The organism is Clostridium pasteurianum BC1 (assembly GCF_000389635.1).
Classification (GTDB): domain Bacteria; phylum Bacillota; class Clostridia; order Clostridiales; family Clostridiaceae; genus Clostridium_I; species Clostridium_I pasteurianum_A.
Genome location: NC_021182.1, coordinates 2556435 through 2569655 on the forward strand (window position 1 = coordinate 2556435; position 13221 = coordinate 2569655).

General features: G+C 33.4%; 18 protein-coding genes. 17 read left to right on the plus strand and 1 reads right to left on the minus strand.

Going from position 1 to position 13221, the window contains the following annotated elements; translation table 11 throughout:
* From CLOPA_RS11985 to CLOPA_RS11995, 3 genes are read left to right on the plus strand one after another with little or no spacing between them, the layout of a single operon-like run.
* Positions 1–1500, plus strand: a complete 1500-nt coding sequence (locus CLOPA_RS11985) for a phage portal protein (RefSeq protein ID WP_015615698.1) — start codon at positions 1–3, stop codon at positions 1498–1500.
* Positions 1500–2537 carry a phage minor capsid protein gene (locus CLOPA_RS11990; protein ID WP_015615699.1) on the plus strand — a complete coding sequence of 346 codons (1038 nt, stop codon included), beginning with the start codon at positions 1500–1502 and terminating at the stop codon, positions 2535–2537. Before CLOPA_RS11985 ends, CLOPA_RS11990 begins: the two co-directional genes overlap by 1 nt.
* A complete protein-coding gene (locus tag CLOPA_RS11995) occupies positions 2537–2860 on the plus strand; it encodes a hypothetical protein (protein ID WP_015615700.1) in 324 nt (107 codons plus the stop codon). The genes CLOPA_RS11990 and CLOPA_RS11995 overlap by 1 nt, the downstream gene beginning before the upstream one ends.
* Positions 2861–2878: 18 nt before the next feature.
* Here CLOPA_RS11995 and CLOPA_RS12000 read toward each other — a convergent pair whose 3' ends face one another.
* Positions 2879–3061, minus strand: a complete 183-nt coding sequence (locus CLOPA_RS12000) for a hypothetical protein (protein ID WP_015615701.1) — start codon at positions 3059–3061, stop codon at positions 2879–2881.
* Between the two features lie 103 nt (positions 3062–3164).
* Between CLOPA_RS12000 and CLOPA_RS25615 the strand changes: the two genes are divergently transcribed.
* The 14 genes from CLOPA_RS25615 to CLOPA_RS12060 all read left to right on the plus strand — a co-directional run bounded on the left by CLOPA_RS25615 (position 3165) and on the right by CLOPA_RS12060 (position 13215).
* Positions 3165–3332 (plus strand): hypothetical protein, encoded by a 168-nt coding sequence (locus CLOPA_RS25615; RefSeq protein ID WP_015615702.1) that lies wholly within the window; start codon positions 3165–3167, stop codon positions 3330–3332.
* A 57-nt stretch (positions 3333–3389) separates the two neighbouring features.
* Positions 3390–4058 (plus strand): phage scaffolding protein, encoded by a 669-nt coding sequence (locus tag CLOPA_RS12005; protein WP_015615703.1) that lies wholly within the window; start codon positions 3390–3392, stop codon positions 4056–4058.
* 24 nt (positions 4059–4082) lie between these two features.
* A complete protein-coding gene (locus CLOPA_RS12010) occupies positions 4083–5198 on the plus strand; it encodes a P22 phage major capsid protein family protein (protein WP_015615704.1) in 1116 nt (371 codons plus the stop codon).
* A 26-nt stretch (positions 5199–5224) separates the two neighbouring features.
* A complete protein-coding gene (locus CLOPA_RS12015) occupies positions 5225–5410 on the plus strand; it encodes a hypothetical protein (protein WP_015615705.1) in 186 nt (61 codons plus the stop codon).
* Positions 5411–5412: 2 nt separating this feature from the next.
* Positions 5413–5676, plus strand: a complete 264-nt coding sequence (locus tag CLOPA_RS12020; protein WP_015615706.1) for a hypothetical protein — start codon at positions 5413–5415, stop codon at positions 5674–5676.
* Positions 5677–5687: 11 nt separating this feature from the next.
* A complete protein-coding gene (locus tag CLOPA_RS12025) occupies positions 5688–6218 on the plus strand; it encodes a DnaT-like ssDNA-binding protein (RefSeq protein WP_015615707.1) in 531 nt (176 codons plus the stop codon).
* Between the two features lie 11 nt (positions 6219–6229).
* Positions 6230–6535 carry a hypothetical protein gene (locus CLOPA_RS12030; protein ID WP_015615708.1) on the plus strand — a complete coding sequence of 102 codons (306 nt, stop codon included), beginning with the start codon at positions 6230–6232 and terminating at the stop codon, positions 6533–6535.
* On the plus strand, positions 6532–7002 hold the full coding sequence (locus CLOPA_RS23765; protein WP_015615709.1) for a hypothetical protein: 471 nt from the start codon (positions 6532–6534) through the stop codon (positions 7000–7002). The genes CLOPA_RS12030 and CLOPA_RS23765 overlap by 4 nt, the downstream gene beginning before the upstream one ends.
* Positions 6999–7376, plus strand: coding sequence for a minor capsid protein (locus CLOPA_RS12040; protein WP_015615710.1), 378 nt, complete (start codon positions 6999–7001; stop codon positions 7374–7376). Before CLOPA_RS23765 ends, CLOPA_RS12040 begins: the two co-directional genes overlap by 4 nt.
* A gap of 11 nt (positions 7377–7387) precedes the next feature.
* Positions 7388–8182 (plus strand): IPT/TIG domain-containing protein, encoded by a 795-nt coding sequence (locus tag CLOPA_RS12045; RefSeq protein WP_015615711.1) that lies wholly within the window; start codon positions 7388–7390, stop codon positions 8180–8182.
* Positions 8183–8237: 55 nt separating this feature from the next.
* A complete protein-coding gene (locus CLOPA_RS12050; protein ID WP_015615712.1) occupies positions 8238–8660 on the plus strand; it encodes a hypothetical protein in 423 nt (140 codons plus the stop codon).
* 77 nt (positions 8661–8737) lie between these two features.
* Entirely contained in the window at positions 8738–8938 is a 201-nt protein-coding gene (locus CLOPA_RS25620) for a hypothetical protein (protein WP_172638613.1), read from the plus strand.
* Entirely contained in the window at positions 8939–12496 is a 3558-nt protein-coding gene (locus tag CLOPA_RS12055; RefSeq protein WP_015615713.1) for a hypothetical protein, read from the plus strand.
* Positions 12493–13215 carry a hypothetical protein gene (locus CLOPA_RS12060; RefSeq protein ID WP_015615714.1) on the plus strand — a complete coding sequence of 241 codons (723 nt, stop codon included), beginning with the start codon at positions 12493–12495 and terminating at the stop codon, positions 13213–13215. Before CLOPA_RS12055 ends, CLOPA_RS12060 begins: the two co-directional genes overlap by 4 nt.
* The last annotated feature ends 6 nt before the right edge of the window (positions 13216–13221 follow it).

A 13221-nucleotide genomic window follows, 5' to 3' on the forward strand; every position in this document is an offset into this window, starting at 1 on the left:
ATGCTTACAGATTTAAATTTCTTAAATCCTGGTCAATTGTGGCCTCCTCCTGCTGAGAATGAAAGGTTGAACCAATATAATCTTAATAGGTTGATTTTTGAAGGTAAACATGATGTAGTATATGCGGAACAATTTAAGCGAATTGAACGTATTATTGGTAACTTTCAAAACGTTGTTAGTTACGCTGTTATTTGTAACTTTCAAAAGTTAATATCATTAAAAGTAGCCGATTTACTTTTAGGGGAAGAGCCTATTATACAAACAGGAGATACTAAAAGCAATGAACAAGCAGCCATAAAAAATATAAGTGACAATGGTGGTGTAAATAATATATCCTATCAAGTAGCTTTAGACTTATCTAGATATGGTGATGGATTATTCTATATTTATAAAGATAAAGATACAGGCTTAGGTAAGATTGATGTAACACAACCTAGCATATGGTTCCCTGTTGTGGATCCATCAAATTTAAAAAGAATACAATATCATGTTTTGGCATGGACTTATAATCAAGTAGATGACAACATAGGTTTAATAAATAAGATATTAAATGGTAAATCACAGCTTAATAAACATCTAAAAGTACAGATACATTATAGAGGTAATTATGAAGAAAGGGATTATATTCTAAAAGAAAACAAAATAGTCCAGCAGTTTGGAGAATCTATAGTGGTGCAAACAGGTTTAGATGATTTTGCTATCGTCCCTGTAGCTAATGTCCTAACAAGTGATAGGATACATGGCATGGATGATTATATGGATTTAGATAATATTTTATCCGAGATTGAAGTTAGATTATCTCAAATTGCTAAAATACTTGATAGACATGCAGACCCATCAGTACAAGGTCCTGCTAGTGCTTTGCAGCAGGATCCGGAAACAGGTGAATGGCATTTAAAGATGGGTAATTATTTTAGTAGAGATAGTAATGAGGATCCACCAGTAGAGTATTTAGTATGGGATGCTAGCTTGCAAGCTAATTTCACAATGCTAGAAAAACTTATAAATATTCTATATACCATTAGTGAAATGGGACCATCAATTTTAAGTGCAGGGCAACTAGATCATAGTAGTGGAACTGCTATTAGTGGTACTGCTATTAAATTAAGAATGGTTAGTCCTTTGGCTAAAGTAAGAAGAGTTGCTGCAAGGTTTAAACCAGCTTTAATAAAAAGTTATAAGTTATGCTCTCAACTTGGAGGAGAGGGCATAATTAATTTAAGCAAGACTACTATATCAGTTACCTTTCAGGATGGTTTACCTAAGGATGATTTGGAGCTGGCTAAGATTATGCAAATTAGGACAGGCAATAAAGCTACAATTAGTCAAATTAAGGCTATCCAAATGCTTGATGATATGACAGAAGAGAATGCTGAGAAAGAATTAGAAGCTATTCGTGAGGATGATAATCTAGCCTCGCCATTGAGTAATGGCAATAATCCTTTTGCTAATAGTAATGTGATTCCACCGGAAGATCCACCAGTTAACGGTGAAAAATAATGGATGATTTATCTAAGGCTTTAATAGAGATATACACTGCTGCACAGCAAAGTATTATTGATATTATTATAGAAAAAGAAGCAAAAGGTAATGTCACAACATATCAAAAGAGTTTATTTGTTCAGATACAAGAAATTTTAGTAAAGTTGGACAAGAGTGCATGGCAGTGGAGTAATGATACTGTGGAAACTTTATATTGGCAATCAGTAAAAGACGTTAATGATTATTTTGATATTACATCATTCTCAAAATTGAATACAGCTGCAATTGATATATTAGCTAAAAATACTTATACCAAATTGAATAGTGCAAATGTTTATGTTGGCAGACGTGTTGAAGATGAAATTAGGAATGCTGGTTTAAAGGCCATAGCTCAAAAATTAACTACTGGTGAAACTGTAAGGCAATGCAAACAAAATCTTGTTAATTCTTTGATTGATAAAGGAATTAACGGAATATCAGATAAAAATGGGAGACAAATTTCTTTAGATGCTTATGCTGCTACAGTAGCAATAAGTACTTCAGCTGAAGTTACTAATACAGCAACCGTTCAAAGAATGACTAATTTAGATAAAGACCTGGTTAAAATGAGTGAACATGCCACAACTTGTCCTATATGTTCTACTTATCAAGGCAGAGTATATAGTATCAGTGGAAAAGATGCTAGATTTCCTCCACTAAATACTGTACCTGGTTTTAGTAGTGGTTTTAGTAATATACATTGTAGGTGTAAGCATAGAGTTCTTCCTTATGTTGAAGATTTAGCAACTGATTTTGAGGGTGATCTAAAAGATTCTAATAGAAGTTTTGAGATCTCTGATAAAGATAAGAAGAATATTGATGCTTATCAAAAGCAGCAGGCTACACAAAGACAATTTTTACAAGATAAAAACCAATGGCAAAGATATCGCTTAGCTTTAGGTGATGATGTTCCTAAAACTTTTAGTGCATTTAGACGGATGAAGATTGGAAATACTGAAAAATTTCAAGAATTACAAAGCAGTTATAGAAGTTTAAGACAAGGAGGTGAGGGATAATGAATATTCCTGAAAGTGTAAAGATAGGATATAAGATTTTTGATGTTAATAAAATAGAAACAAACGTTATTAGTGATAATAAGGTTTGCTATGGAGAAATACAATATGATAATGGAATTATTAATATATCAAAAAAATATAGTGAAGATCAGCAGAAATGTACATTTTTACATGAAGTTATACATGGTATAGACGATATATTTGAAATTGGTTTAGAAGAGGATCAAGTTAGAAAAATTGCAAAAGGAATTTATTTGCTTATAAAAGATAATTCAGAGATCTTTATGAATAATACATTTGATAAAACACAGCCCCTAAAATAAAAAGAGGCTGCGTTTTGATTATCTACCAGACTTATTTTTAGTTGGATCAACTATATTATAAGATTGTCCTGGCTTTGGTGTAGGTGGAGCAGTATGGCCTTTAGGTAGAGTTACTTCTTGACCAGTATGGCCACCTCTAGGTCCAATAATTTCATATTGACCAGATTTTGGAGCAGGTTGTCCTGACTTTATTTTTCCCATAAAATCACCTCCTTTCAACAAAATTTTACCATGTTGGAAAGGATTGTACAATTATTTTAACTTACGAAATTAAAGTTTTATTAATTGAAAGGATAGTTTAATTATGAATGTTGGAAGTATAGTAAAAATACTAGACAACAATGAGTGGCATAACCTTTATGGTGTAGTTAAATATATTTATAAAGGCATAGCTTATATATTTTGTGTACAGTATCCGACGTATTTATATGTTGCTAAGCCTGAAAATCAAATAATAATTATTGAGGAATAGTCTTAGAAATAAGGCTTTTTATTTTTGCACTTTTTTAGATGAAAGGAGATTGATAATATGGCAGATCTAAAAGAAATACTTGGAGAAGAACTTTATAACCAAGTTAAAGCGAAGGAAGGTGATAATAAAATAGCAGTAGTCTCTGATGGAAGTTATATTCCTGTAGATAAATTTAATTCTATAAATGATACAAAGAAAGGATTAGCTGACCAGGTAAAAAACCTTACTGGTCAAATTGATGGTTTGAAAACTACTGTAGATGAATATGAAAAATTAAAACCTCAACTGGAGGCTATGAAAACTGCAGCTGGTGAGAATCCATTATTAAAGAAACAATTAGAGGATTTACAAGAACAATTAGGAGCTTACCCAAAACAGATTGAGGATTTACAGAATGAAAATAAAGGTTGGTCTGAAAAATATAAGGATACTCAAATAACCTCAGCTATTAAATTAGGATTATTAAATGCAAAAGTTAAATCTGGTTATGAAGATTTGCTATTACCCAAATTTGATAAGACTAAAATTGAGTTAGATGAAGATGGAACTGTTAAGGGTTTTGATGATCAATTGAAAGTAGTCCGAGAAGGATTTAAAGACCTATTTGTGGAGCCTATTCCTGGTAACAGTGGTGCTAATCCTCCTGGCGGTGGTAATGAACCTCCAAAGGATGAGTCTAAGATGACTGATACTGAGTGGTTTGCTGCTCATACAAAACAACAATAAAAAGAAATGGAGAGTGATTTTTAAATGGCAAATAATTTTTTAACGGCCCAGATGATAGCAAGAGAAGCTTTACTAAGACTTCAATCTAATTTTGTCATGGCTGGTTTAGTATTTACAGATTATAGTAGTGAATTTAAAGAACTAGGAGATACAATACAGGTTAAAAAGCCAGCAACTTTTATAGCAGATGAGTTTGGTGGTACTGTAAATTTACAGGATGTTGGTGAAAGTTCAGTATTAGTAAAACTTGATAAGATTGCAGATGTATCTGTAGAAGTTGGATCAAAAGAACTATCTTTAAATATTCAGGACTTTGGGGCTCAGATACTGGATGGTGCTACATTAGCCATTGCTGAAAAAGTTGACCAAGATCTTTGCGGATTATATAAGGATATACCATACTTTTCTGGTGTAGGTGGTACTACTCCTGCTGCTGTTACTGATATTGCTAATGCTATGTTAGTAATGAATAAGAATAGAGCTCCAATGGCAAGTAGAAATGCAGTTTGGGATCCTAATGCACAAGCTAAGTTAGTATCACAGGATTTCTTAGTTAATGCTAATAAATCTGGTAGCACTGATGCTTTGAGAAATGCAAGCATGGGTAGAATAATGGGTTTTGATAACTATATGGACCAAAATGTTAAAACGCATCTTGCCGGGACATATACTTCCTTAACTGATGTTAAAGCTGCCGGAACTAAAGGTACTGCAGCTGTAACATTAACTTCTACAGCTGGAACTTCAACGGGTACTATAAAACAAGGTGATGTATTTACTATTAATGGTAACCAATATGTTGCTAAAGCAGATGCTACTGCAGTTACTGGTGTAATTAGTAATCTTCCAATATATCCTAAATTACCTTCGGATGCAGATGTAGTTGCAGTACCAGTAACTTTCGGTAAATCACATGTAGCTTCATTAGCATTCCATCAAAATGCCTTAGGTTTAGTTTCTAGACCACTAGAACCACCAATGGGTGGAGCAACTTCCTATGTAGCAACTTCTCCTAATGGATTATCACTAAGAGTTACTATGGGTTATGATATGACTACAAAGAGAAATATGATATCTATAGATACTTTGTATGGTGTATCAACATTATATCCAGAGTTAGCTACTAGGATCTTAGGATAAGACAAAAATAGAAAGGATGAATTAATATGGGCGAATTAAAGTGCCCCCATTGTGGGGAGTTATTTACTAACCCAGAATTATTTAGACATCATAAAAATAATTGTCTAAAGGTTCAAGAAATTAATGGTGTTAATTACAAAACTGATGATCCGGGTGAAGAAAAAGCAGCTGATGATCCTAGTAAAAAGAATAGGAATAGAGGAGGGAAATAACTATGTTAGGTAAACCTCTATATACTGGAACTAGATCAAGTAATGGAATTGAAACTACAGCACAGGCAAACACACTGATAGATTTTATTCCACGACTTATTGATTTAAAGTTTATTGCAGTTACAGCTTGTAGTGTAAAAATTAACAATGAAAGTAATGCTCATTATCTAAGAGTGAATGATGTATTGGAGCTTAAAAACTTTCCTATTAATTCTATTACTATTGCAGAATCTGGTGCTCAATATATCTATCATGCTACTTATTAGGATGTGATATTATGGTGGAATTAATAGTAAATACTAATACTTATATAAGCGTTGCGGATGCAGACGCTTATTTTGATGATAGGCTATTTTCTGATACATGGGATAATACTGATGCAGATACTAAAGCTAAGGCGCTAATAATGGCCACAAAGAAAATTGATAGATTACCTATCATTGGTCGAAAGGCTATTGATTCTCAAACGTTACAATTTCCTAGGATGATATATAGTTATAATAGGGATAATCTATTTAATAGTTACTTTGTTACTCAAGAAGGTAATAAATATATAACTAATAGTATTGGTTGGTATACTGAGGATTTTGTTAGTAACAGAGTTAAATATGCAACTTGTGAAGAGGCCTTAGCCTTATTAGAAAGAGGAAACAGTAAAAGAATTAAACTACAACAGCAGAATGTTAAATCTTTCTCCTTAGGCGGAGGGATATCTGAGACATACGGAAATAGAATTGTTAAAATACTTTCCGAAGAAGCCCAGGAATATTTACAACCATATCGAACTACAAGTATACCTATTTTCTAGGGGGTGATATTATGGGAGATATTTTAGATGAATACTTAAATCAAACTATTACTTATGAAAAATATAAACAAAGTGATGGTTTAGGAAATGGATCCTATGAAGCTACTATTGATTTACCTTGTCGTATTGAAGATAAGATAAAGCTGGTAAGAGATAAAAAAGGCAACCAAGTAGTAGTAAATAATACTATTTACTTAAAAGGTTCTGCGCTTACCTTAAATGTGGAGGATAAACTTGGAGGTAGAGTTGTAATAGCTGTGGGTACTATCACTGACTTAGATGGCGAAAATGTTGGTTGGTTGGGGTATACACAATGAGTAGTAAATTTGAAATTACTTTTACTGGGTTTGAGGAAGTATTACAAAATTTAGATAGCTTAGAAGAAGCTATTGATAAAGAAGTGAAACAAGCTGTAATGGATTGTGGACTTGACCTACAGAAAGTTGCTTCTGAATTAGCTCCGTTACTAGAAAGTGATTTACAAGGTAGTGGCAATACTACAGAAGAAAATAATGGACAAGGTTATACTGTAAAAGTTACATTTGATAGCCCTTATGCGAAACGTAGGCATGAAGAACCCTATAGATCAGGTGTCCATAAGGAATATAATTCAGCCGGAGTATATGTTGGAGATATTATTGATGGCAGAGGACCTTTTACAAGAAGTAAACCTGCTATTGATGGTATGGCGCCAGGTAGGAAGTATTTAGAAAGACCATTAAAGAAATATGAACAAAAATACCAAGATTATGTGGCAAATAAAATAAAGGGGGTCATGAAATGATAGTAGAAGATATCGCTAAATATCTAGCTCAGCAGGGGTTAGGGGAGTTTGGTACAGATATCTTTGGCATGGCCTTCCCTAAAGATACTGATGAAGGTGTATGTATCTATGATGGAATTAGTGGTATAAGTGACACTTATTGCATTGTAGATAATCCTGCTATCCAAATCATTAGCCGTAGTAGTAATTCCATTACAGCTAATGATAAAGCTATACAAGCTTATAAACTATTACATGGAACTATCCGGAGTAAGCAGATAGGTAATACTTTTATCTATCAATGCTTTGCTACTGGATATCCTGAAAGCATAGGTAGAGATGCAAATGGACTATGGATGTGGTCTATGAACATGAACCTACAAATTAAATATTAGGAGGTTTTAATATGCCAATATTATCTGATACTCGTATTCCCTTTGGAGTTTGTGACATTTATGTTGATGGTACTAAACTGGGAATACAAGCTGATAAAGCTATTTTAAAGATCGTCCCTACTTTTAAAAGTATTAAAGTTGAGGACTTTGGAGATGGTGACTATGATAAGAGATTATCAGGTTACACTGTAACTTTTGATGCAGTAATGGGTACAGAATCAGCTGAGAATCTAAGATATGGATTAGTTGCAGCTGAAATTGTTAATGGAACTAAAACTGCTTATACTGATGCTCAAATTGGTACTTCAATGAGGTCTAGTTATGGAAAACCTTTAAGAATACATCCTAGAGAATTAGCAGATGATAATCTAGACTATGATGCAAATATCTTTTTAGCTATTCCATCCACGCAATATGAGAGAGATTATAGTAATGACCAAAGCAAGGTTAAAATTAGTTTAGATGCATTGCCTAAGAATGGTTTTGATGTATCTAAACCTGAGAATTTCTTTAGAATTGGTGATCCAGGATTAACTGCTGCAGTTCCAACTATTTCTTCATTGAACAAAACTACTTTAGCAGCTAGTACCTTGCCTACTGTGTTAATAGTAACTGGAACTAACTATGTTAGTGGTTCTCAAGTTCTTATAACTACTGGAGGAACTACTGTTACTGCTATATCTATTACTTATGATGCTACTCACTTAACTGTAATGTTACCAGCTAGTTTAACTGCTGGAGCATATACAGTGCAAGTTAAGAATGGACCAGCAACATCTACTACTACACCATTAACATTAACTTAATGAGGAAGCTTTTTAGCTTCTTCTTTTTTTTAATTATAGAAAGGATGTTTTTGATATGGAAATAACCATTAAAGATAAAAAATATAATATTGATGAAATTACAGTAAAGGATTCACAAGAAGTTTTTAAAAGAGCTGTGACCTTAATATCTAAGGTAGCTACAAATAAGGTGATACAAACATTTATAAAAGGTATTGATAAAAGCATGGATACACAAGCTTTTCTTATACAGGGAGCTCAGCTTCTACCAGTATTATTAAACTTAGCATTTGATGATACTATTGGTCTAATTTCTTGTGTAGCTAATATTCCACAAGACGAACTTGAGAACTTTGGGATATCAAAGTTATTGCTAATAATTGAGGCGATAGCTAAGGAAAATGATATTGCTGGAATAATAGAAAACTTAAAAAACTCAGTGGGGGCGATAAAAGCGACTCTCAAATTATCAGCCCCTCTAGCAACATCGGCCTTGTAAATCAAACTGTAGATATCTTAGCCTCAGAGTATGGGTGGGATTATTATAAAATTATTAATCTTTCATTTTCAGTAGCATTGGAGTTATTAATCTTAATTAAAGAAAGAAAAATAAATCAAACTATTGAGAATATACAAATATTGGGTACTGTCTTAATGGAAGGTAAAGATAAATCTGTATTAATTGAGGACTTACAAGAAAGCTTTACTATTGAAAATAACCACACTGATTTAAAGGCTCTAGAACAACTTAAAGCCCAGATGAAATGGGGTGAATAAATGAACGTTGGTGAAGTGGTTGCTAGTATTACAGCTAAACTTGATGGCCTAAAGTCAGGTATGGCCGAAGCTAAAAACCTATTTAGTAATAATATGAATGGGATGAAGACTGCAGCTAGTAGTTTAAATCCCACTCTACAAACTATGGATAATGGGGTAAAAAATACTAGTAATACTTTAAAGCAACTTGGTGAGTCTAATCAAGCTGCTAAAAATGCTATGAATAATTTTGATAGTTCTCTAAAATCTACTGCTATTAATGTGGAAAACTTAGATAAGAAACAACAACTATGGGTAGTCAATAATAAGTCTTCCGCTAGTGCTTTAGAGCTTAGTGATAGAGCTTTGGAAACTAATAAACTTAAACTTAGTGAGTTGGCCAGTCAAATTGATAAAGGCAAAACCTCCTTAATCTCATTAAAGGATACTTTAGGAAGCAGCTCAGTTCAATATAAAAGTACTGAGAATGCAGTTATGGACCTAGAGATTAAATATAAGAGTTTGACAAATGAAACTAAAATTTTAGAGAATGAGAATAAACAACTACAAGCTTCAGCTAATCCTGGATTTTTTACTAGAATGAAAAGCTCTATTGTAGGAGTTAAAGACTCTACTGCTGAGGCTGGAGAAACTGTTAGAAATGCTGGGGAAAAAACTAAAACTTCTATTATTGGGTCAGCTCAGTCTCTTATAGCTTGGAGCTCTGCAACTATTGGCAGTGCCATGGGGGCTTATAGATTAGCTGACAGTGCTAGTAACCTTGGCGAAGCTCAAAATGTTGTAGAGCAAACTTATAAATCAAGTGCAAAATCCATAGAAGATTGGACGTCTACTACAGCTAAGTCTGCTGGTATTTCTCAAACAGCATCAACTCAATGGGTTGGCTTTATGGGTGCTATGCTGAAGTCTTCCGGCGTTGCTGAACAATCGGCTGGTAATATGTCTAAATCATTAGTACAGTTAACTGGTGATATGTCATCTTTCTATAATGTTGGAACAGATGACATGTGGGAAAAGATACGTTCTGGTATAAGCGGTGAAACTGAACCTCTTAAAGAACTTGGTATAAATATGTCTGTAGCAAACTTACAGGCCTATGCTTTAGCAGCAGGAATTAAAAAACCTTATGACCAAATGACACAAGGCGAACAAACTACTCTTAGATATAATTATTTAATGAATGTGACTAAAGATGCCCAGGGTGATTTCGGTAGAACACTTAGTACATCTTTTGCAAACCAGGTAAGAGTTGCACAAATGAATCTTGGAACTTTAGGTAGAAGCATTGGTGAAGGTTTATTGCCAATGTTTAATGATGGTGTTACAGCTTTTAATAATTTTCTTCCGGCTATACAGAATGGAATGACTCAAGGAGTAGCCTTTATAAAGAATGGGATTCAAACTCTAGGACCTATATTTGTGGGTATTGGACAAGATATTATTCATATAGCTCAAAACATATTACCAAACTTTAGTAGTTCTGGTCAAAGTACAGGTCAAGTCATAATGTCATTAGTAAAAGGGGGATTAACTGATCTAAAAGGTATATTGGATTGGGTTGCTAACCATGGAGAATTAGTTAGAGCTGCATTAATTGGTATTGGTAGTGCCTTTGCTGTATTTAAAACAGCTAGTACCATATCAAGTACCTTTCAAGCTTTTAATGCTGGAGTACAAGGGTTACAAACTGCTACAGGCGCAGTAAGTAATTTTGGTAAAGCCTTTACAGCTCTAAACACAGCAGGTCCTATTCTAGGTAGGTTAAAAGGGGCTTTCACTGCAATCTTTAGTTTTAATCCTATGTTATTATTAATCATTGCTGGAGTGGCTGCTTTTGCTGCTGTTGTATATTTAGTAATTAAAAATTGGGGGCCAATAAAAGCTTTCTTTGGAAACCTTTGGACTAGCACAAAAGAAACCTTCAATGCCTTTTGGAATTGGCTAAAACCGTTCATCACAACTTGGGGGTCAGTTATACTTGCTGTCTTATTACCTTTTATAGGAATACCTTTATTAATTGTTCAGCATTGGAGACAAATTAAAAGTTTCTTTGGTAATCTATGGAGTGGAATCAAACAAGGTGCCAGCAGTGGATTAAATGGACTTGGTCAATTTGTTACAGGAATAGGAAATGCTATTAAGAATGGTGTTAACTCTTTTGCTACTGGTGTAAAGAATACTGTTACTAGTATGGGGAATAGTATTAAAAGTCTATTTACTAATGCTTGGAATGGTGCTAGAAGTATTGTTTTGGGAATTGTAGAGAGTATAGCTACTACAATAATGACTAGGTTTGGATGGGTAATCACCAATATTAGAACTATATTCTCAGCTCTTCGTGCAATCTTTACTAGTATAGTAAGTATAATGAGAACAGTATTCTTAGCTCCTATATTATTAATTTGTGATTTAATTGTAGGAATATTTACAGGTAACTTTAGAAAATTAGGTCAAGATCTTAGAAGTATTATTACTTCAATTGTAACTAATATAACTACTATATTTAGAAGTTTAATACTTATCTTTACTGTTATTGGGAATACAATCACAAGTTTGCTTACTATGGCTTGGATAAAGATTAAGTTTACAGCTTTACAATTGTGTAATGAGTTAGTATTAGGACTTAGATTATTATGGATTAACTTTGTTAGCTTTATCACAGGATTATGGAATAGTATTGTCACTACAGCTACTACTATGTGGAATATACTAAAAACTACAGTTATTAATTTAGTGAATGCTTTAGTACAAGGAGCTATTAATATATTCCATAACATTATTAATTTCTTTGTAAGTTTACCTGGAACTTTATTGAGTTTAGCTACGGCTGCATTTAACGCTGTGAAAAATGCTTTTATTAGCATTGGTACTTCAGCTGTAAATGGAGCCATTAATATTTTTAATGGTGTTGTAAATTTCTTCATGAATTTACCTGGAAGATTATTTTCATTAGCAGTTAGTGCTTTCAATGCTGTTAAGAGTGGAGCACAAAGTGCTTTAAATGGGTTGGGTAGTATTATAAGCAGTGGATTTAATAGTGCTATTAGTTTTATTACCAGTCTACCTGGAAAAGCTTTTACATGGGGCTCTGATTTTATACAAGGTATTGTTAAAGGTATTAAATCAGCAGTTGGTAGTGTTGTAGATGCTGTTAGTGGGGTAGCTGATAGAATTAGATCTTTCCTTCACTTCTCGGTGCCGGATGAAGGCCCTTTAGCTGATGCAGATACTTATGGTAGTGACTTCATGGACTTGATTGCTACAGGTATAGATAAAGGTAAGGTTAAGGTATCAAATGCAGTTAATAGTATCGCTGGAATTATGAATAAAGGTATAAAAGTTGGAAGTAATTTAGGAGTAGGTAATATTACTAGTGGAATATCAAACTTAACACAAAAAATTAGTTCAGGTGTTAACTCACTTGGCAGTAGTAATCAGCCAATAGTTATACAACTTATGTTATCAAATGGTAAAGCTCTAGCTGAGTTTTTATTACCTGATTTAGATAATTTGCAAGGACAACAAATTAAGTTAAGAGCAAGGAGGCAGGGGCTATGATACCAGAAATAATATACAATGGGATAGGTTCATATTCAGAGTTTGGAGCTATTTTAAATTATTTTCACCCTCAGCCTCCAACTCCTAAAGCTATTGAGGATAGTGTGCCAGGTATGAATAGCACCTATGATTTCAGTAATCTATTAAGTGGCGGTGAACCAACCTTTGATGATAGAAAAATCCAATGTTCTTTAGAATTTGTGGGTAGGACTAAGAAGGAGCTATATAGTTTATATGGAAGATTGCTTACTTGGTTAATGTTAGGGACTAGACATCCATTAATATACTCTGAGGATTCTGAATTACATTATAATGCTAAAGTAAGTAGCCAAACCATTCCAACTTTTGAAGTGTTTTGTGCTTTAGGTGGAACTTTAGTTATTGAATTTTTAGCTAGTCCTTATCGAGTAGGTAATACTTTATATGGCAATTTACTATGGGATGATATTGATTTCGATTTACCCGACTATATTCAGGATACTCAATTTGATGTGGTAGGAAGTAAAACAGTTACTATATATATACCTGGTAGTAATCATTCAATAGTTCCAAAAGTAGTTACAGATAGCAGTATGACTTGTGCACTCAATAGTTATACTGCTACTTTTAATCCTTCAACTTCTATAGATTGGGGATTTAAACTTAAACCTGGAGCTAATACCATTATTATTACAGGGACAGGAAGTATAGACTTTCAGTTCCAAAAAGAGGTGCTATAGATGAAT

Coding starts and splice junctions, on each gene's coding strand:
- CLOPA_RS12015 (WP_015615705.1), top strand. CDS start 5,225: ATGGGCGAATTAAAGTGCCCCCATTGTGGGGAGTTATTTACTAACCCA.
- CLOPA_RS11995 (WP_015615700.1), top strand. CDS start 2,537: ATGAATATTCCTGAAAGTGTAAAGATAGGATATAAGATTTTTGATGTT.
- CLOPA_RS11990 (WP_015615699.1), top strand. CDS start 1,500: ATGGATGATTTATCTAAGGCTTTAATAGAGATATACACTGCTGCACAG.
- CLOPA_RS12040 (WP_015615710.1), top strand. CDS start 6,999: ATGATAGTAGAAGATATCGCTAAATATCTAGCTCAGCAGGGGTTAGGG.
- CLOPA_RS12050 (WP_015615712.1), top strand. CDS start 8,238: ATGGAAATAACCATTAAAGATAAAAAATATAATATTGATGAAATTACA.
- CLOPA_RS12030 (WP_015615708.1), top strand. CDS start 6,230: ATGGGAGATATTTTAGATGAATACTTAAATCAAACTATTACTTATGAA.
- CLOPA_RS12060 (WP_015615714.1), top strand. CDS start 12,493: ATGATACCAGAAATAATATACAATGGGATAGGTTCATATTCAGAGTTT.
- CLOPA_RS12055 (WP_015615713.1), top strand. CDS start 8,939: ATGAACGTTGGTGAAGTGGTTGCTAGTATTACAGCTAAACTTGATGGC.
- CLOPA_RS12010 (WP_015615704.1), top strand. CDS start 4,083: ATGGCAAATAATTTTTTAACGGCCCAGATGATAGCAAGAGAAGCTTTA.
- CLOPA_RS12025 (WP_015615707.1), top strand. CDS start 5,688: ATGGTGGAATTAATAGTAAATACTAATACTTATATAAGCGTTGCGGAT.
- CLOPA_RS12045 (WP_015615711.1), top strand. CDS start 7,388: ATGCCAATATTATCTGATACTCGTATTCCCTTTGGAGTTTGTGACATT.
- CLOPA_RS12005 (WP_015615703.1), top strand. CDS start 3,390: ATGGCAGATCTAAAAGAAATACTTGGAGAAGAACTTTATAACCAAGTT.
- CLOPA_RS12000 (WP_015615701.1), bottom strand. CDS start 3,061: ATGGGAAAAATAAAGTCAGGACAACCTGCTCCAAAATCTGGTCAATAT.
- CLOPA_RS23765 (WP_015615709.1), top strand. CDS start 6,532: ATGAGTAGTAAATTTGAAATTACTTTTACTGGGTTTGAGGAAGTATTA.
- CLOPA_RS11985 (WP_015615698.1), top strand. CDS start 1: ATGCTTACAGATTTAAATTTCTTAAATCCTGGTCAATTGTGGCCTCCT.
- CLOPA_RS25615 (WP_015615702.1), top strand. CDS start 3,165: ATGAATGTTGGAAGTATAGTAAAAATACTAGACAACAATGAGTGGCAT.
- CLOPA_RS12020 (WP_015615706.1), top strand. CDS start 5,413: ATGTTAGGTAAACCTCTATATACTGGAACTAGATCAAGTAATGGAATT.